This is a genomic window from Microbacterium sp. MTN4-26 (assembly GCF_042846595.1).
Taxonomy (GTDB): Bacteria; Actinomycetota; Actinomycetes; order Actinomycetales; family Microbacteriaceae; genus Microbacterium; species Microbacterium luteum.
In genome coordinates this window covers 133,370-150,292 of record NZ_BTGO01000010.1, presented here as the reverse complement: position 1 = coordinate 150,292, position 16,923 = coordinate 133,370, and the positions used below count along the sequence as shown (strand labels likewise).

Below are 16,923 nucleotides of genomic sequence, written 5' to 3'. Positions count from 1 at the left end.
TCTGTCGCTGTGCACCACGCAGCCGGCGATATCGCCGCGGATCGCGACGGCGTTGTTCAACGCGTTGACGGCCAGGCTCGACTTCATCCGGGAGTCGATCGAGTACCCGACGATCTTGTTCGCGAACACGTTCTTGATCGCGCAGAGATACAGCTTCCCCTCCGCGGTGCGATGCTCAGTGATGTCGGTCAGCCACAGCTGGTTCGGTCCGGTCGCGGTGAAGTCCCGGCCGACGAGATCGTCATGGACGGGCGGACCAGCCTTCTTCCCGCTGCCACGGCCCCGCTTCTTCCCGAACGCACTCCACCAGCCGTTCTGCGATACGATCTTCCACGCCGTCCGGTCCGACATGCCCTCGCCGACCTGACGGGCCTCGTCGGCGAGCAACCGGTGCCCGAACTCGGGGTCGTCGCGGTGCGCGTCGAACAGTGCGTTTGCGCGGTACGCCCGCACCACCTCGCTGGCGGTGACGGGGTCCCTCAGCCACCGGTAGTACGGCTGGCGGGAGAGCTTGAGCACCCGGCACGTCACCGCGACGGGGATACCGTCGGCGGCGAGCTCGGTCACGAGCGGGTAGAGCCTTTTCCCGGCAGATGCGCCTGCGACAGATACGCCGCCGCACGACGCAGCACCTCGTTCTCCTGCTCGAGAAGCCGGATCCGCTTGCGCGCCTCCCGCAGCTTCGCGGACTCAGTCCGCGTCTCCCCGGGCTTGGCGCCCTCGTCGATGCCGGCGCGACGCAACCACTTCTGCAGCGTCATCGGGTGAACACCGAAGTCTTTCGCGATCTGCTCGATCGTCACTCCGGGCTCGCGGTTCCTCGCGACGCGGACCACATCGTCACGGAACTCGCTCGGGTAGGGCTTGGGCACAGCAACATCCTTCCAGGCCCACCCCAAGGGCAAGCCAGATCAGATGTCACCTACTCGTGCAGCAGTCCCTTCTGCTTTGCTGCTCTTGGTTCCGCTCGCTCTGATGAATCGTCTACGGCGTGCGGTGGCTTCACCTCGGCGCGTGATCTTATTGACGCTCGCGTCGGTCGGGGCAGTGTGTGTCGCCTTCTCCCCGTGGAATCAGAGTCCCCTGGCGTTTCTACCTGCTCCCTTCCTAGTGTGGGCTGCGTTCACGGAATCGATGTACACCGTGCACCTGCAGGCGGTCACCGCGAGCGTCCTCGCGAGCGTATTGACGTTTCTTGGCGGCGGGCCCTTCGCGCACCCCGACGGTGTACTGACAACCGAAAACCTGTTGCAGCTATACGCGCTCTCACTTGTGGCGATGACACTCGCAATCTCGGCCCTGCGCAACGAACGACGCCGGTCCGAAACACAACAAGCTGCATTCCAATCACTGGTCACCGAAGCGTTCTCGCGGACAAAGAACGGGTTCGCCGTCCTGCAGGAAAACCTCGATCGTTCGATCGCCGTCGTTGACATCAACCCAGTAGCGGCAGCCGTTCTGGCAGGCCAGCTCGCGCAGCATCACGCCGGTGCGTGGACGGTGATCCCACACAGTGACCTCGACAACACGCTCACTCGCGCCCGGTCAGGGCTCCCCGTCGCAGCAGAATGGCGCGCAGAGGTGGACGGCGTTCAACGTGCGTTCGAGGTGACCGCTACTTCTTCTCGGAGAGCAGAAATTGGCCAGGTCTTCCTGGTCGATGCGCAAGATCTCACCGACATGCGAGAGCAACAACGCGAACTTCAGCAGCGACTGGAACGAGAACGACAAACAGCCCAAGCGCTACGCGACGCGAACCAAGAGAAAGACGACTTCGTCGCCAGCGTTACTCACGAACTACGAACACCCCTCACCTCGATCCTTGGGTACGCCGAGGAACTCGACGAAGTTCTAGACGGGGCCGAGAAAGAATTCGTGGTAACGATCCGCCGTAACGCGAACCGGCTTCTCGAACTCGTCAACAACGTCCTCACCCTCTCCGGCCGAGCCCAGACGCACGCCCCATCCGGGCCACGTGTTCCCTGCGATCTTGGCCGCTTCATCCTCGATGCCGTGCAAGACAGCGAACACGAGCGCCGCGCGAAGGAGATGGGAATCGACATTCACGTCGATGGGCGTGTCCTCGTATCAGCCATACCCGCTGAACTCACCCGCATCCTCTCCAACATCCTCAGCAACGCGCTGAAATTCTCCCCGCGCAACGGCACGATCACCATCCGCGCCCGACGCGAAGACAACCACGCGAAGCTCACTGTCGAAGACGAAGGAGTCGGAATCAGCGAGAGCGAGATAGACCGCCTCTTCGATCCTTTCTACCGAAGCCCCTCTGCGACTCGAGCGGGGATCGCGGGAACAGGACTCGGCCTGACGATCGTCCGCGATCTCATCACCAACCTGAACGGGACAATTCACCTCACCCCACGAGAACCACATGGCACACGCGTAACCATCACACTGCCCGCGCATGAACCCGTTTCGTAATGAAGCGCGCCACGTGCTGGCTCCATTCCGACGCGTGCCCGGCGACATCCACGGTACGGGGAAGCCTCAACCGGACGACATACACCAACCGGGCCGACGAGTACAGTGTGATGCCACGACGACGGGGCGTGAGGAACGGATCGGTGACGACTGATCGTTAGTGCCGGGAGGCGCTGGCGGGGAGGATGTCATCATGCCCGGTCCCTATCCCAGAGAGTTCCGCGAAGACGTCGTCGCGGTCGCGAGGCGCCGCGAGAGCGGCGTCACCATCAAACAGATCGCCACCGACTTCGGCATCAGCGAAGCAACGCTGCAGAACTGGCTCCGCCAAGCCGACGTCGAAGAAGGCAACCGTCCCGGTCAGACCGCCGCGGACGCTGCCGAGGCTCGGGAGCTGAAGAAGCGGATCCGGTTGCTCGAGCAGGAGAACGAGGTCCTTCGCCGTGCGGCGGCGTATCTGTCGCAGGCGAACCTGAAACTCGGTGGCTCCCCAAAATGACGTACCCGCTCGTTGCTGAGCTCGCCGACGCGGCGATTCCCGTGACGGTGTCGTGCCGGGTCCTCAAGCTCGCCCGCCAGCCCTACTACCGGTGGCGAAACGACCCCGTCCGCGACGCGGACGTGCTCCGCGCGTATCGGATCAACGCGCTGCACGACGCGCACCACGACGACCCGACGTTCGGATACCGATACCTCGCGTCGGGCAGGGTGGCGGATGAGCCGGCGGACGGCGTGGAAGCTGTGCTCGCAGGCCGGGATCCTCTCGTCCGCGCAACGTCGGCGCCGCGGGAAGGGAAAGAAGGCCGGCCCGCCGGTGTTCGACGACCACGTCCAGCGCGTGTTCCGCGCTGACGCGCCGAACCGGCTCTGGCTCACGGACATCACGGAGCATTGGACGAGCGAAGGCAAGATCTACTGCTGCGCGATCAAGGACGTGTTCTCCAACCGCATCGTGGGGTACTCCATCAGCGATCGATGACCGCGAAGCTCGCCGTCGACGCCGTCCGCAACGCCGTCGACGGCCGCGGCGAGGACGCCGATAGGGGCAGCCAGGGCGGATTCAACTGGTCGTCACAACACCTCACATTGATGGAGGTGCGGGATGGTTCGTCGGCAGCAGGCATCGGATCGGGCGGCGCGGCCGAAGGTGCGATCGCCGGGTACGCCGCCGATTTCTCGGGAGGTGCAGCATCGGTTCTGGGTCGAGATCGCCACGCGGTTGTTGCCGGAGGAGGCTGCCGCACGGGTCGGGGTGTCGCAGCCGGTCGGCGGCCGCTGGTTCCACAACGCTGGCGGCATGCCGCCGTTCGATCTGAGTAAGCCGCCCTCGGGCAGATATCTGTCGTTCGCTGAACGCGCGGAGATCACGATCCTCAACGCGCAACGCTACGGCGTGCGTGAGATCGCTCGTCGCACCGGGCGAGATCCGGGCACCATCTCCCGCGAGCTGCGTCGCAACGCAGCAACACGAGGGAGCAAGCTCGACTACCGAGCCTCGGTCGCGCAGTGGAAGTCGGACATCGCCGCGAAGCGACCGAAGATCGCCAAGCTCGTCGCGAACCCGAGGTTGCGGGACTACGTCGAGGAGCGCCTCTCCGGGCAGATTGTGATGCCCGACGGTGTCGTCGTGTCTGGTCCTCAGTCGCCGAAGTTCACTGGCCGGAACAAGCCGCATCGAAAGGACCGGCCGTGGTCATGGGCATGGAGTCCGGAACAGATCGCGAACCGGATCCGCATCGACTTCCCGGATGATGATTCCATGCGCATCAGCCACGAGGCGATTCAACCCTCGCCGAGGGCTGGGCATACCCCCGGTTCTACCGATCCGATTCTGAGCGTCACGAAGCGCTACCAGGCTGGGTCCACTTCTACAATCACCACAGGCGCCACTCCGCAATCGGAGCCCCGCCCATCAGCAGACTCAACAACCTGCCTGGACATCACACCTAGGGCATGTCTGACAAAGCTTTGGTCCAGGCGATGATGGCGTTGAGGACGACGGCGGCGCGGTAGATCACGGCGTGCTTGTCGTAGCGGGTCGCGATTCCTCGCCACTGCTTGATTCGGCAGTAGCCGCGTTCGATGACGTTCCTGTTCTTGTAGTCGGCGGTGTCGAGTCCGACCGGGCGACCGCCGCGTGACCCGCGTCGTTCGCGGTGTCCCTTCTGATCATCGGGTTCGGGGATGACGGCCTTGATCCCGCGGGAACGCAGATGCCCGCGAATCGCGCGCGACGAGTAGGCCTTGTCGGCCCGGACCGCGTCGGGCCGAGTTCTGGGCCGCCCGCTGCCACGCCCGACTCGCAGCTGCGCCATCAGCGGCAGGAACATCGGCGAGTCGCCCGCCTGCCCCGGCGTGATCAGTGTCACCAGGGGGAGCCCGTTGCCGTCGACGAGCTGATGGATCTTCGTCGACAGGCCGCCTCTGGAGCGGCCGATGCCGTGATCAGGCGGCTCGAGCGTCAGATCCGTGTAATTCGATCCAGCCCCCTGTGAGCCGGGTCGTGTTCGTCGCGTGCTGATGTGCGCGGGCAATGGTCGAGTCCACCGACAGCGACCAGTCGACCATGCCCGCAGCGTCTGCCGCCGCCGTGATCTTCGCCGCCACGCGATCCCACGTCCCATCGAACGCCATCCGGCGATGCCAGGTCCACACCGTCTGCCACGGACCGAACACCTCCGGCAGATCCCGCCACGCGATCCCCGTCCGGTACCGGTAGACGATGCCCTCGACCATGGTCCGAGCGTCAGAGAATCTCCGCCCCGGCCGCCCCGTCGGACGCGGCAGCATCCCCTCGATCAAAGACCACTGAGCATCCGAAAGCACCTGAAACCGCGACACCGATCGAGACTCTCAGCCGAAGCCCTCAACCTTTGTCAGACATGCCCTAGCTCTGGGCCTCGCCGAGGCGCGCTTCGGGCGTGAGCTCGGCGCGGAGACCGCCGCCGGTCGCAGCCCGGGCAAGAGCGCGACCCAGCGCAGGTGCCTGCTTGAACAAATTGTGACCGGCTACAAAAAGGACAGAGCCTGCCTCCCACACGGCCACGCCGTCCTCACTCCACGGGAGGTCGGTCACCCAGCAGTGAAGGAAGTCGCGCGGCTCTGGGTGGAGACCGGGCAGCGCCCGTGTCACGTATTCGCGTGCGCGTTCGTCCAGCGATCGAATCGCCGCCGGGTCGATGAAAGTTCCGTCGTCGCGGACGCCGACGGTGTCGCTGAGTCCGACCGAATAGCTGCTGTTGCCCGGTAGCGGCGTCGCGTAGACGCCGATTTCGCCGAAGACGCCGCTGCTGTCCTGCAGGCACGCGACTCGTGCCGGGGCGGCGGCTTTCACGTCGAAGGTCAGCCTGACGTGTGCGGCAAGGCGAACCGGCAGCGACAGGCCGACGCTGCGTGCCAGGCGGGCGGTTTCGCGGCCGGCGCACACGACCACCTTGGAGTAAACAGCCCGGTCGGTGACGCTGCGCACCTCGACCGTCCCGTCGGCGCGGGAATCGATGGAGATGACCTCACCGGTGGTGACCGCATCTGCGAGGGCACCCGTGAGTGCCGTGATCGCGGCTCGGGTACGGATCGCGCCGCCCGACTCGTCGAGCACCGCTGGCCCCGAGTACCCAGCGAGCAACGGCATCCGCTGGGCGACCTCGACCGCGTCGATCTCGTGCGCTTCCACGCCGCCGACCTGGTCGAGCACCCGCAGCCGCGCCAGGGCGCTGTCTCCGATCGCCAGGACACCGTCTGATGAGACCAGCTCGACGTCGAAGTGTTCGGCCCACTCATCCCATACGCCCCGGCTTTCGCGCGCGAAAGCGACGAGTCGCGGGTCGTCGTGGGCATGCCGGAAGATCCGCGACTCGCCTGCGGACTGACCCGTCCCGGGCAGACCAGCCTCGTACAAGCGCACCGGCACGCCCTGATCCCGCAGCGCGTACGCCGTCGACAGACCGACGATCCCGCCCCCGATCACTGCTACCTCGGGTGAACGCGTCGTGGCAACGCCGTCCTCAGTTCCTGTCATCACGGTTCCCCGAACTGTTGGTGAATAGCCATAGGCCGCAAGAGAAGGGGCCGCTGCCACGACGTCAACGGGCTGTGTAAGCCCGAAGTCACCCGCGCGCAGCGACCCCTCCTTTCTGTGCCAGTACTCCCGGTCTGTAGTGTCAGGCGGGGAGCTTGGAGCCCAGGACGTCGAGCTTCTCGATCGTCGGTTCGCTGAACAGTTTGCCCGTCTGCTCGCCGAGAGCGGTCGAAACTGCGCCGGACAGGTGCGCGTCGCGGCCAGCGTCATCGGGGAACACGTCGAAGATCCCGAATGAGGACGGGCCGAGACGGATCGCGAACCACGCGACGGTGGCCGGTTCCTCCTCGACGAGCCCTCGCCCGATGCCGAGAAATTCCTGGACCTCGTCTTCCTTACCGGGCAGGGCCTCCAGCCTGACAAGCAGTCCCTTCGTCACGCTCATGACATCACCTCTCCCTGGGTCGAATTGCTCGCAAATTTCGCCACGATCGTATCGCAGAACGCAGGCAGGTCATCGGGCGAGCGGCTGGTGATCAAGTTCCCGTCCACCACGACATCCTGGTCAACGACCTCCGCACCGGCGTTGCGCAGATCCGTGCGGATGCTCGGGAAGGACGTCAACGTGCGACCTCCGACCACACCCGCCTCGATCATCGTCCACGGCCCGTGACAGATCGCCGCCACGGGCTTGCCACTCTCGACGAACTCGCGGACGAAGGAAACGGCGTCCTTGTCGACCCGGAGCTGGTCGGGGTTGACCGTGCCGCCGGGAAGCAGCAGGGCGTCGTAGGCGCCCACCGAGGCGCCGGCGACCAACCCGTCGACGGTGAACGTGCCCGCTTCATCCAGGTCGTTCTCACGGGCCTTGATCTCACCGTCGTGGATCGAGAGGACCTCGGTCTGAGCGCCGGCCCGTTCCAGTGCTTCGCGGGGTTGCTCGAGCTCAACGCGTTCGACTCCGTCGGCGGCGAGGATCGCGACCCTCTTGCCCTGAAGATCTGCTGCCATCTCAGTTTTCCTTCTTTCCGTTTGACATGCCGGGCTTGATGAGGACCTTGGTCCAACCCTTGGACCGGGCGTCGAAGTTCTTGTAAGCATCGGCGGCTTGGTCCAGCGAGATCTCGTGGGAGACGATCCAGGAAGGGGTCGCCTTGCCGGCGGCGATCAAGTCTCGCAGCTGGCGGTTGTACCGCTTGACCGGGGCTTGACCGTTGCCCATGGTCTGCCCCTTGAACCAGTGAGTGCCGAAATCGATGGCCGCCTTTCCCTGCTTGGCGAGGTCATCCTTGGCTCCGGGGTCCTGGGGGACGAACACGCCGACGGTGCCGATTCGTCCGGTGAAGCGGACCGAGTTGATGAGCATGTTCAGCGTTGCGGCGGTGTCCTCGTTGCCCTGGGGATCGTGGGCCTGGTAGCCCACGCATTCGCAACCACGGTCAGCTCCGAGCCCCATCGTCTCGTCCAGCACAGCTTGCACGGGGTCGACCTTGGAGTCGTCGATGGCAATCGCACCGATCTGCTCGGCCAGCGCGAGCCGGTCAGGGTGGCGATCGACCACCATCACCTTTGCTGCGCCCTTGATCATCGCGGACAGGGCGGCCATCAATCCGACCGGACCCGCCCCAGCGATCACAACGCTGTCGCCGGGTATCACGCCGGCCATCTCGGTGGCGTGGTAGCCGGTGGGGAAGATGTCAGAGAGCATGACGTAATCGTTCTCCCTCTCCTCCGCATCCTCGCCCAGGCGCAGCGCGTTGTGGTCACCGAAAGGCACGCGGAGCAGCTCCGCTTGGCCACCGCCGTAGGGACCCATGTCGGCGAACCCGTAGGCCGCTCCGGCGAATGATGGTTCGGGCTGGGTGGTGAGGCAGTAGTTGGTCAGGCCGCGTTCGCAGTTCTTACAGAATCCGCACGAGATGTTGAACGGGAGCACAACCCGGTCTCCGACCCTGACCTTCTCCACGCCACTACCGACTTCGATGACCTCCCCCATGTTCTCGTGACCGAACGTCCGGCCTACTTCGAAGGAGGTCCGCCCCTCGTACATGTGGAGGTCCGAGCCGCAGATGTTCGTCGTCGTTATCCTGACCAGGACATCGGTGGGTCGCTCGATCTTCGCGTCCGGGACGTCCTTCGTGCTGACCTGACGGGGTCCCTCGTACACCACTGCTTTCATGTCTACTCCGATCCGATCGTGTTGCTCGATGTCTTACTCGCAAGGCCTCTCCGACGCCGGCCCCATCGCTAGACAGCAAACGGCCCCAGGAACCACGTGACAAGGGGCTCGCCTTGAGTTGACGTGTAGCGATCGAGCCGGGATAATCCCCGGTTCCGTTGCTCGATCCCAGGGCATACGCTCTGTACACGCTTGCGGTGGTCGCGCCATTCGTCCTTGTGCTCGTTCTCATCGTGACGTTGACAGCGGTTCTGATGATGAGCCGGCACCGCAAAGGGGCAAGCGTCACGACCGCGGTCGTCAGCGCGGCCCTGTGCCAACCAACGCGGCTGTGCGAATCAGCGGCGAGTTGCGCGCCGCTTGCGCTGGCTGGGCTGGAAGCCGAGCGCCAGTGGAACAATGACTCCGAGGGCGCAGACGATGGCGATGATCGGGGTACTCATACGGCCGCTCGTCCCATGGATAGTGCATCGTGGGTAGCGGAACGATGCGCCGACTTTTTCGGCGATCACGAGGCGCTCCGCCGTAGACGATCGTTATTGATAGCACCGCCGAGAGCGCTGAGCGTCGCTGCAATATCCCGGGTGACGTCGAAATATGACCACCAAGACATACAGTGCCGTAATGCACGATGGTGTCACGCCCACCGCGGTAGGAGAGCCCGTTCTTTGCCCGTTTCAGCCGGATGGGAGCCCCAAACCTGTCGTGGATCACCAAGGCAGGATTTATCGGCTGATGGACAGTCAGGATGCTTCCGATTTCTTCGATTACCAGTTGGTGGACGAGCAGGACTGACTTTCTCAGTAGTTGATCATTGTGGGGTCACCGTAGGATGCCGCGTTGTCTCGCGACGGAAACTGCGGCAGTTCGGGTAGTGACTCCGAGTTTGGTGAAGATGCGAGCGAGGTGGGATTTCACCGTCGTCTCGCTGATGAACAGCTCGGCCGCGATCTCGACATTTGACTGTCCGGCGGCGACGAGGTCGAGGATCTGCATTTCCCGGGCGCTCAGGCTGGCTTGTGGAGTACGCATGCGATCGAGTAGTCGCGAGGCGATGATGGGTGCCAGAGCACTTTCACCGGCGGCGGCGGCGCGGACCGCAGCGGTGAGCTCGTGCGGTGGGGCGTCTTTGAGGAGATAGCCGCTGGCACCTGCTTCGACGGCGCCAAGGATGTCGGCGTCGGAGTCGTAGTTGGTCAGCACGAGCACATAAGGGGCGGCGTCGAGAGCGCGGATTCGGCGAGTGGCGTCCGCTCCGGTGATGTCGACGGATGCACCAAACTGGAGGTCCATCAGTACCACATCGGGGTTCTCTCGTTCCGCGGCAGCCACGGCTTCGTCGGGGGTGGATGCTTCTGCGATCACTTCGATGTCGTCCTCGAGCGCGAACAGGGCGGTGATGCCTGCGCGGACGATGGGGTGGTCATCGGCAACGACGATCCGAATCATGCGGCCTCCCCGACGGTGAGTCCGATGGTCAGCGCAGTTCCCTCGTGCGGCGCGGATTCGACCGTGAGGGTGCCTCCCAGTTGATTGACGCGTTCGCGGGTTGCTTGGAGTCCGAACGAATCGGATCGACCGGTCGGGTTCTCCGAGAACTGTTCAGGGTCGAAGCCTATGCCGTCATCGGTGATGGCGAACTGCAATCGGTTCTGGTCCACGGCGAGGGTGATCGTTGCACTGCGGGCGGCGGCGTGCTGAATGACATTAGCGATTGCGCCTTGTGCGATCCGCAGGAGCGCGGTCTGGACGTGCATCGGCAGTTCGACGGTGTCAGACACACGCACGTTCACGGATAGTCCTTGGGCCGCCCACTGGGTGGACGCGAGCCGGCGGAGCGCCCCGCCGAGGCCTCTGCCATCGAGGTCGGGTGGCGTGAGTTCGCGGATGAATCGTCGGGCGTCGGCGAGGTTGACGGCCGCGGTTTCGCGGGCGAGCCGGATGTGTTCGACGCCCGCCCGGTCTGGGTCGGCGCGTTCGGCGGCGTGTAGGAGCATCTGGATGCTGGAAAGCCCTTGAGCGACGGTGTCGTGGATCTCGCGGGCGAGGCGGGCGCGTTCGGCAAGTACCCCCGATTCATGCTCGGTCGCGGCGAGCTGCCCGCGGGTAGCGAGCAGTTCTTGCATGAGCGCTTCGCGTTGCTGTGCCTCGCGGGCCAGCGCCTGATATCCGAGGCCAATGAGGAGTGCGACCCCGGCCCCCACGATCGGGCCGACGACTCCTCCCACGCTCCAGCCGCTGTGGATTCCGAGGGCGCAGATCGCGATGAGGGTTGAGACCACGATGGCAGCCGAGCCCCACCATTGGCCGAGGAGGTGCAAGTAGAGGAAGAACAGCGGGAAGACGAGGTAGGCGGCCTCGGGGGTCAGCCACAACAGCACCACCCACTCAAGAGTGAGCGCGCCCAGCCACAGAGCCCCCGCGGTCCGTGGCCGGCGGGTTGCCCGGGCGGCGATGGCGCCGACTGCATAGGTGGCGAGAAGCACGATCGCGAGGCTGATGGCCGCGATGCTGGTGTCCGTTGGCACCAGGACGGCGCGGGCGATGACGAGGATCGTGAGCGCGGCGAACAGGATGTGCAGGCCGGTGCGCAGACCCACGAAAACGGGGGTGAGCGCCGTGTGGAGCATGGACCGAATTTTACGCGGCCCTCGGGGGTAGGCATCGTCCAAAAGGACGATCTACCGGCTCATCATTTGGTCAGGAAAGGGTGTGCTGCCGAGGGATGGATTGGGTTAGCGGAATGGGAAGAGTAGGGGTTGTCACCGCACCGGTGGCAGGAAAGGATTCCCAATGTTCGTCGCGCTCCGCGACCTGCGCTTCGCTCGAGGCCGGTTCATCTTGATCGGCTCCGTGGTCGCCCTAATCACCGTTCTCGTTGGCTTCCTCAGTGGCCTCACGGGCGGGCTCGCGACCCAGAACATCTCCGCGGTCCTATCGATCCCGGGTGACCGGATCGTCTTTTCGGCGCCCACGACAGGAAGTAGCGCTAGCTTCGCGGATTCCGCAATCACCGAGCAGCAGGCCACCGCGTGGGCCTCCACCGAAGGTGTCACCGCTACTGAACCGATCGGAATCAGTCAGACCCGCGCTGAGGCCGGTGACACCCGGATCGCTATCGCGGCTTTCGGAGTGCAGCCCGGCTACGACGCCACCGCTCCATCCGAGAACGGTCGCCTGGGGCTGTCCGCCCCCGCAGCGAAGGACCTCGACGTGACCACCGGCGACAAGGTTACGATCGCCGGAACCTCGTACACCGTCGAGACCATCGGAGGCGATGGCTGGTACAGCCACACCCCCGTTGTGGAAATGACACTGGAGGACTGGCAGGCGTACTCCGCCGCGACTGGTAGTCCCGATGCCTATGCCACCGTACTTGCCGTTACCGGGTCGCCGGATTGGGCTGCCGCAGACTCCGCGAACACGACCGTCTCCGAGACCACGCTGGGTTCGTTGACCGCGTTGAGTGCGTTCCGCTCTGAGATTGGGTCGCTGCTGCTGATGGTGGCCATGCTGTTCGGCATCTCGGGACTGGTGATCGGAGCATTCTTCACGGTCTGGACCATGCAGCGTAAGGGCGATATTGCCGTCCTCAAAGCCCTCGGCGCCAGCACTCCCTCGCTGGTCCGCGATGCTCTCGGCCAAGCGTTGATCGTCCTCGTCCTCGGCATCGGCATCGGGCTCGGGTTGGTGACGCTGTTCGGTGCGCTGGCCGGCACTGCCCTGCCGTTCCTCCTCAGTCCGATCACCACACTCCTGCCCGGGGTGATCATGATCGTGCTGGGCCTAGCTGGGGCTGCATTCGCGCTCCGTTCCGTCACCTCTGCCGATCCCCTCACCGCCCTTGGGAGCAACCGATGATCCGCCTGAACAACATCACCCTCACCTTCCCCGACGGCGATAGCCGCGTCACCGCTGTGGACCACGTCACCCTGGCTGCCCACCCGGGAACGGTCACCGGGATCACCGGACCCAGCGGCTCCGGAAAATCCAGCCTCCTCGCCGTCGCCGCGACCCTCATCCGGCCGGACTCCGGGCAGGTCCTCATCGACGACATCAACACCACCGGCCTCACCGCCGGTGAGGCGACCAAGATGCGTCGCGATAAGATCGGCATCGTTTTCCAACAGTCCAACCTGGTCCCCTCGCTTACAGCGCTGGAACAGCTGTCAGTGATGAACGAGCTCGGCGCGCGGCACAGTCGACGAAATCGCCGTGCCGCCGCAGAACGGGCCGGGGCGCTCTTAGATGCAGTGGACCTCGCCGCCCACGCGGTCAAGCGCCCTCACCAGCTCTCCGGTGGACAACGCCAGCGTGTGAACATCGCCCGGGCACTGATGAATGACCCCAGCGTGCTCCTGGTCGACGAGCCGACGAGCGCGCTCGATCAGGAACGAGGCGCCAGCATCATCGAACTGATCCTGCGACTCACCGACGAGTTGAACACGTCCACCCTGCTGGTCACCCACGACCTCGTGCACCTTCCCCGGATGCATGGTGTCGTCACCCTCGTCGACGGGAAGACCGTGGACAGCCTCCCGAGCGCCGCAACCGCAGGCCCCCGCACCACCCAGTCATGACCGCCGCTTCCGCGGGGGTTGAGACCGCGGCGACCCGTCGCGAGTGGGTCACTCTCGCGGTCGTATCGGGCGGTCTGGGGCTAGCGCTACAGACCCGCTGCACAGCGTTGCCACGACGATGGATCGTGAGGAGCTCAAGAAAGCGCGCCTGCAGCTCCTGCCAATACTCGCGCGAACGCTGCCTCGCGTGATGCAGTTTTTCAAGGTTGGTCCGCTGCTGCTCGGCGACGCGGCCATCCAGGCCTTCACTCTCGGTGCCGGGAAGTTGTCGGCGAAATCATTCCTCGCGCTGCCCCTGTCTCCTGATCAGTTGGTCGCGTTCAGTGACAGAGAGATCAGCAGTGAGTATGCGACGCAGATCGCCCGCTCTCTCGTGATCGAGGTTGCAACGGAATCGACCGTGGTCATCGACGGGCCGGATGCCCCTGTCATCAATGGGCAAGTTCTCGAGATGTGGCATAGCCAACCGCAGCGCAGCGGCGAGGGCCTACCTCACGTGGTGCGCATCTTCGATTCCCCGAAAGATATGCCCGAGTATCAGCAGGTCGATCCTGTGGTTCGTCGCCGAGCAGGGCTTGTCGACGACGCATCAGTACTGACCCCGAGGCGTCGATAGGCAGTCGTCAGAGGGCGGGCCGCCTCGAGGGCATGAAGTACAACGCCGGTCGACCGGCGGGTGGGTAGCGTTCTGCCCTACACGACGGCGAAGGGCAAGCGGTACGAGGTCCGCTACAAGAAGCCCGACGGATCACACGGGGGCAAGCGCGGCTTCACGCGAAAGCGGGATGCCGAAGTCTGGTTGGCTGAGATCGAGACATCGCGGGCGAAAGGCGCGTACATCGACCCGCAGGCAGCCAAGGTGACGGTCGAAACGCTCGGCCCGACTTGGTTGGAGGCGAAGCGCTCGTCGATGAAGCCATCGTCATTCGCGCCGATTGAGACAGCGTGGCGCCTGCGTGTGAAGCCGACGTGGGGCCGGTGGGAGGTGGCTGACATCCGCCACACCGACGTGCGCGCATGGGTGGCGAGGCTTTCAAGCGAGGTCGGCGCGACGGTGACAATCCGCACCTTTGGGGTGCTCGCCAGCATCCTCGACGACGCTGTCTACGACGGACGAATCGTAACGAACCCCGCACGCATGGGCCGGATCGGACTCCCGAAGAAGAGCCGCGGCCGCCACGGTTACCTCACTCACGAGGAGGTCATGCGGCTCGCGCGGCACTCAGGCGACCGCGCGCTCCTCGTGTTGCTCCTCGCGTACACAGGCATTCGCTGGGGCGAGGCGACAGCACTGCGCGTAAAGGACATCGACATCACCAGAGGCCGGCTCCACATCCATGCCAACGCCGTCGAGGTTCACGGCGAGATCCACGTCGGCACGACCAAGTCTCACAAGGGGCGACTCGTTCCGGTGCCGGCGTTTCTCATCGAGGAGTTGGTGACGGCGACCGTCGGTGCCTCCCGAGACGCCCTGGTGTTCTCCGCACCCGACGGCGGCTTCATGCGCCGGACGCGCACCAGCGATGGCTCGAGATCATGGTTCAAGACCGCGCTCGCGAACGCTGATCTGCCAATCATGACGGTCCACGATCTGCGGCATACAGCCGCATCGCTCGCGGTGCAGTCAGGCGCGAATGTGAAGACGATCCAACGGATGCTCGGGCACACTTCCGCGGCCATGACGCTTGACGTGTACTCCGACCTGTTCGAAGACGACTTGGACGCCGTCGCGATCGCGCTTGATACCGCCGCGCGCGCCAATCGTTCAGAGTCGCTCGAACCCTAGCGAGTCCGCTGTTCGCGACCCACGACAACTCCTTCGCGGTCGAGCGCGACGGCACTGCCCAACGCCGACTCCGAGATCGAGTCGGCGGACCGCCCGTCAGGGCCGCGTAGCTGCATCGAACCGCGATGTGCCGAAACACGACCGCGGAAGCGACCCGTCGCGCGACTTTACGCATTCCTTACGCAAATCGTGTTCCTATGAAAAACCAATGGCCCGCGATCCCAGTGTTTACAAGGGATCGCGGGCCGGAAAGCTTGGCGGAGACGGAGGGATTTGAAATCGCGCCGATGACAATCCAGCCCAACTCAAATCGCATGATTCCGCGGATTCTGACGTCGCGGACGTACTCCTGGATCAGGTCGGCCGGGTTCAATTCGTGGCAGGAATGTGGCGGCACTCTGGCGCTCCTGAGAGCCTCGCTCAGGTCGCGGAGATGGCTGTGATGACCGTATCCGCAGCACGTTGCCCGATGGCGCGGTCGTTGGCATCCAGCAGCAACCAGGCGTCGTGGCCGCTGTCGGCGAGTTGGTCAAATGCAGGACGCAGGTGCTGCTTGTCGCGTCGGGTGAGTCTGTCCAAGCCGAGCCCCCGCCGACCACCCGCGGCGGCGAGCAATACCGCGAGATCATCGAGATGTCGGCCTCTGTCGCGCTGGTCGACGGCGTATGCGGCGGCCTTCGCGACAATCGCGCCGAGGGCATCCGGCACGGCGATGCGAACGGTGCGGTCTGCCCCCTGCAGGTCGTACCAGTCTCGGCGATCAATCGCCTGCCGGGCGGCGGGGTCCTGAAAGATCGCTCGCCGCGCCCATCGTGCGGATGCGCCTCGTTCCACCATGACGTCGACGAACTCGTCACCCCGTCGGAATCGGTGCAGCACACTGCGACCGAGAGACTCCGCCGGGCGGAGCCCGATGTCCTGCAACGGTCCAGCGACTGCGCCGACGCTTGCTGCGGCGATGTTCAGCAGCAGGTCAACATCCTCGGTCGGGCGCGAAGCGGTGACGCCGGCACGCAACGCGTGCGCGTGCACCATGAGCCCGCCGACCAACACCCACTCGCCCGGGGTCGTGACCTCGGCGATCTCGAACAGCAGGCTCCAGGGACGCTCGTTGTCCGCGACGATCAGGTGTTCCGCGTCAGCCACGCCTGCCTCATCTCGTCAAGCGCGCGTACTCCGATCGAACGGACTCGGGACACCGCAGACCGAGCGCAGTCCACAGCGACGAGCGCGCGCGGCGCCGTTTCGCCCGAGATCCAGAAACGGTCGCCGGATCGGAACGCGTGGATCGCAACCCGACCCTCGCCGTGCTCCACCATTCCGGCGTCGTCGATGAGGTCGTCGAGCTCGCCCACGCGAATGTACCCGTGGACCGTTTCCGACTGCCCGACGAGCCGCTCCCCGAACACATCGACCGCGGACTCGCCCGTAAGTGCCAGAGCGTCGCGCGCGACCTCCGGGTGCCGGGCAGTGAAGCGTCGCACCGTCACCGACTGCGCCAGTCTGCGCCACAACACTTCGGTCTCCGTCGTGCGGATCAGCTCCCGCGTTCTCGCGTCGGTGGCCTCACCCGTCGACAGCGCATCGATGACCGATCGCACCCGGTCCTCGGACCAGGGCCGTCCACCGTCGGTGGCGATGCGCGCGCGTTCACCGACGGAGGCGAGGTCGACGAGCCAGCCTCGCGCGCTGATCCGTCGCCCGACGAGTTCGCCGGACCGCAGCATCTGACTCACCCGCTCCTGCGAAAGACCGAGGCGCCGTGCAGCATCCGCCGTCGTCACCTCAGACATTCGTAACCCTTCGCTTGAACGGATAGTTATGATTCTAGGGCACAAGTGCGAATTGGATGAGCTTCCCAAGCCAGCCGGCTTACTTGCGACTGGCAGCCCGCCTCGCCACAACCGCCTCCCTCGAC

Annotated in this window: 19 protein-coding genes and 2 pseudogenes; 10 read left to right on the top strand and 11 right to left on the bottom strand. The window is 65.0% G+C overall.

From position 1 onward, the window contains the following. The coding region (locus ACGG9C_RS10555; RefSeq protein ID WP_390178640.1) for a DDE-type integrase/transposase/recombinase at window positions 1-567 on the bottom strand (567 nt) is incomplete at its 3' end. Next, the gene (locus tag ACGG9C_RS10550; protein ID WP_286793162.1) at window positions 564-872 is read right to left on the bottom strand and encodes a transposase; all 309 of its coding nucleotides are present in this window, start codon (window positions 870-872) and stop codon (window positions 564-566) included. The genes ACGG9C_RS10550 and ACGG9C_RS10555, both read right to left, overlap by 4 nt. Window positions 873-1,134: 262 nt before the next feature. On the opposite strand from ACGG9C_RS10550, the gene ACGG9C_RS10545 reads away from it, so the two are divergent. From ACGG9C_RS10545 to ACGG9C_RS10525, 5 genes and pseudogenes are all read left to right on the top strand, one after another. Then, a complete protein-coding gene (locus ACGG9C_RS10545; protein WP_390178639.1) occupies window positions 1,135-2,442 on the top strand; it encodes a sensor histidine kinase in 1,308 nt (435 codons plus the stop codon). Between the two features lie 193 nt (window positions 2,443-2,635). Beyond that, on the top strand, window positions 2,636-2,941 hold the full coding sequence (locus ACGG9C_RS10540) for an IS3 family transposase (RefSeq protein WP_046453732.1): 306 nt from the start codon (window positions 2,636-2,638) through the stop codon (window positions 2,939-2,941). Window positions 2,942-3,157: 216 nt separating this feature from the next. Beyond that, window positions 3,158-3,421, top strand: a complete 264-nt coding sequence (locus tag ACGG9C_RS10535; RefSeq protein WP_390178638.1) for a DDE-type integrase/transposase/recombinase — start codon at window positions 3,158-3,160, stop codon at window positions 3,419-3,421. A 318-nt stretch (window positions 3,422-3,739) separates the two neighbouring features. Further along, a pseudogene (locus ACGG9C_RS10530) lies at window positions 3,740-4,234 on the top strand (transposase); the annotation flags it as partial. Beyond that, window positions 4,228-4,392, top strand: a pseudogene (locus tag ACGG9C_RS10525) (IS481 family transposase); the annotation flags it as partial. The pseudogenes ACGG9C_RS10530 and ACGG9C_RS10525, both read left to right, overlap by 7 nt. Here the strand turns inward: ACGG9C_RS10525 and ACGG9C_RS10520 are convergent. The 5 genes from ACGG9C_RS10520 to ACGG9C_RS10500 all read right to left on the bottom strand — a co-directional run bounded on the left by ACGG9C_RS10520 (window position 4,389) and on the right by ACGG9C_RS10500 (window position 8,639). Next, window positions 4,389-5,283 (bottom strand): IS5 family transposase gene (locus ACGG9C_RS10520; RefSeq protein ID WP_390178637.1). Its coding sequence is split into 2 segments (ribosomal slippage): window positions 4,389-4,931 and window positions 4,933-5,283, totalling 894 coding nucleotides; the frame shifts between segments, so codons are not numbered across the junction. The pseudogene ACGG9C_RS10525 and the gene ACGG9C_RS10520 overlap by 4 nt on opposite strands. Before the next feature lie 46 nt (window positions 5,284-5,329). Continuing rightward, window positions 5,330-6,460: an NAD(P)/FAD-dependent oxidoreductase gene (locus ACGG9C_RS10515; RefSeq protein WP_390178636.1), complete on the bottom strand. Its 1,131-nt coding sequence runs from the start codon at window positions 6,458-6,460 to the stop codon at window positions 5,330-5,332. A 142-nt stretch (window positions 6,461-6,602) separates the two neighbouring features. Further along, on the bottom strand, window positions 6,603-6,905 hold the full coding sequence (locus ACGG9C_RS10510) for a putative quinol monooxygenase (RefSeq protein ID WP_390178635.1): 303 nt from the start codon (window positions 6,903-6,905) through the stop codon (window positions 6,603-6,605). Continuing rightward, on the bottom strand, window positions 6,902-7,471 hold the full coding sequence (locus ACGG9C_RS10505) for a type 1 glutamine amidotransferase domain-containing protein (RefSeq protein WP_390178634.1): 570 nt from the start codon (window positions 7,469-7,471) through the stop codon (window positions 6,902-6,904). Before ACGG9C_RS10505 ends, ACGG9C_RS10510 begins: the two co-directional genes overlap by 4 nt. A gap of 1 nt (window position 7,472) precedes the next feature. Continuing rightward, window positions 7,473-8,639, bottom strand: coding sequence for a glutathione-independent formaldehyde dehydrogenase (locus ACGG9C_RS10500; protein ID WP_390178633.1), 1,167 nt, complete (start codon window positions 8,637-8,639; stop codon window positions 7,473-7,475). 624 nt (window positions 8,640-9,263) lie between these two features. Between ACGG9C_RS10500 and ACGG9C_RS10495 the strand changes: the two genes are divergently transcribed. Further along, the gene (locus ACGG9C_RS10495; RefSeq protein ID WP_390178632.1) at window positions 9,264-9,434 is read left to right on the top strand and encodes a hypothetical protein; all 171 of its coding nucleotides are present in this window, start codon (window positions 9,264-9,266) and stop codon (window positions 9,432-9,434) included. A gap of 27 nt (window positions 9,435-9,461) precedes the next feature. Here ACGG9C_RS10495 and ACGG9C_RS10490 read toward each other — a convergent pair whose 3' ends face one another. Both ACGG9C_RS10490 and ACGG9C_RS10485 read right to left on the bottom strand, forming a co-directional pair. Then, window positions 9,462-10,088: a response regulator gene (locus ACGG9C_RS10490; protein WP_390178631.1), complete on the bottom strand. Its 627-nt coding sequence runs from the start codon at window positions 10,086-10,088 to the stop codon at window positions 9,462-9,464. After that, window positions 10,085-11,269, bottom strand: a complete 1,185-nt coding sequence (locus ACGG9C_RS10485; RefSeq protein WP_390178630.1) for a sensor histidine kinase — start codon at window positions 11,267-11,269, stop codon at window positions 10,085-10,087. Before ACGG9C_RS10485 ends, ACGG9C_RS10490 begins: the two co-directional genes overlap by 4 nt. A 163-nt stretch (window positions 11,270-11,432) precedes the next feature. Here ACGG9C_RS10485 and ACGG9C_RS10480 point away from each other — a divergent pair, with 163 nt between their 5' ends. The 4 genes from ACGG9C_RS10480 to ACGG9C_RS10465 all read left to right on the top strand — a co-directional run bounded on the left by ACGG9C_RS10480 (window position 11,433) and on the right by ACGG9C_RS10465 (window position 15,005). Beyond that, a complete protein-coding gene (locus ACGG9C_RS10480; protein WP_390178629.1) occupies window positions 11,433-12,500 on the top strand; it encodes an ABC transporter permease in 1,068 nt (355 codons plus the stop codon). Beyond that, window positions 12,497-13,219 carry an ABC transporter ATP-binding protein gene (locus ACGG9C_RS10475; protein ID WP_390178628.1) on the top strand — a complete coding sequence of 241 codons (723 nt, stop codon included), beginning with the start codon at window positions 12,497-12,499 and terminating at the stop codon, window positions 13,217-13,219. The genes ACGG9C_RS10480 and ACGG9C_RS10475 overlap by 4 nt, the downstream gene beginning before the upstream one ends. Before the next feature lie 118 nt (window positions 13,220-13,337). Then, window positions 13,338-13,835 (top strand): hypothetical protein, encoded by a 498-nt coding sequence (locus tag ACGG9C_RS10470; RefSeq protein ID WP_390178627.1) that lies wholly within the window; start codon window positions 13,338-13,340, stop codon window positions 13,833-13,835. Window positions 13,836-14,018: 183 nt separating this feature from the next. Further along, the gene (locus ACGG9C_RS10465) at window positions 14,019-15,005 is read left to right on the top strand and encodes a tyrosine-type recombinase/integrase (RefSeq protein WP_390178626.1); all 987 of its coding nucleotides are present in this window, start codon (window positions 14,019-14,021) and stop codon (window positions 15,003-15,005) included. Between the two features lie 420 nt (window positions 15,006-15,425). On the opposite strand, the gene ACGG9C_RS10460 is transcribed toward ACGG9C_RS10465, so the two are convergent. Continuing rightward, window positions 15,426-16,151, bottom strand: coding sequence for a nucleotidyl transferase AbiEii/AbiGii toxin family protein (locus tag ACGG9C_RS10460; protein ID WP_390178625.1), 726 nt, complete (start codon window positions 16,149-16,151; stop codon window positions 15,426-15,428). Continuing rightward, on the bottom strand, window positions 16,130-16,798 hold the full coding sequence (locus ACGG9C_RS10455; RefSeq protein ID WP_143003656.1) for a hypothetical protein: 669 nt from the start codon (window positions 16,796-16,798) through the stop codon (window positions 16,130-16,132). The genes ACGG9C_RS10460 and ACGG9C_RS10455 overlap by 22 nt, the downstream gene beginning before the upstream one ends. Window positions 16,799-16,923: the final 125 nt, after the last annotated feature.

Bases quoted from the DNA above. Each gene is read 5' to 3' on its own strand.
- ACGG9C_RS10545 (WP_390178639.1), top strand. From the start codon at position 1,135: ATGTACACCGTGCACCTGCAGGCGGTCACCGCGAGCGTCCTCGCGAGC.
- ACGG9C_RS10540 (WP_046453732.1), top strand. From the start codon at position 2,636: ATGCCCGGTCCCTATCCCAGAGAGTTCCGCGAAGACGTCGTCGCGGTC.
- ACGG9C_RS10535 (WP_390178638.1), top strand. From the start codon at position 3,158: ATGAGCCGGCGGACGGCGTGGAAGCTGTGCTCGCAGGCCGGGATCCTC.
- ACGG9C_RS10515 (WP_390178636.1), bottom strand. From the start codon at position 6,460: ATGACAGGAACTGAGGACGGCGTTGCCACGACGCGTTCACCCGAGGTA.
- ACGG9C_RS10510 (WP_390178635.1), bottom strand. From the start codon at position 6,905: ATGAGCGTGACGAAGGGACTGCTTGTCAGGCTGGAGGCCCTGCCCGGT.
- ACGG9C_RS10505 (WP_390178634.1), bottom strand. From the start codon at position 7,471: ATGGCAGCAGATCTTCAGGGCAAGAGGGTCGCGATCCTCGCCGCCGAC.
- ACGG9C_RS10500 (WP_390178633.1), bottom strand. From the start codon at position 8,639: ATGAAAGCAGTGGTGTACGAGGGACCCCGTCAGGTCAGCACGAAGGAC.
- ACGG9C_RS10495 (WP_390178632.1), top strand. From the start codon at position 9,264: ATGCACGATGGTGTCACGCCCACCGCGGTAGGAGAGCCCGTTCTTTGC.
- ACGG9C_RS10490 (WP_390178631.1), bottom strand. From the start codon at position 10,088: ATGATTCGGATCGTCGTTGCCGATGACCACCCCATCGTCCGCGCAGGC.
- ACGG9C_RS10485 (WP_390178630.1), bottom strand. From the start codon at position 11,269: ATGCTCCACACGGCGCTCACCCCCGTTTTCGTGGGTCTGCGCACCGGC.
- ACGG9C_RS10480 (WP_390178629.1), top strand. From the start codon at position 11,433: ATGTTCGTCGCGCTCCGCGACCTGCGCTTCGCTCGAGGCCGGTTCATC.
- ACGG9C_RS10475 (WP_390178628.1), top strand. From the start codon at position 12,497: ATGATCCGCCTGAACAACATCACCCTCACCTTCCCCGACGGCGATAGC.
- ACGG9C_RS10470 (WP_390178627.1), top strand. From the start codon at position 13,338: ATGGATCGTGAGGAGCTCAAGAAAGCGCGCCTGCAGCTCCTGCCAATA.
- ACGG9C_RS10455 (WP_143003656.1), bottom strand. From the start codon at position 16,798: ATGTCTGAGGTGACGACGGCGGATGCTGCACGGCGCCTCGGTCTTTCG.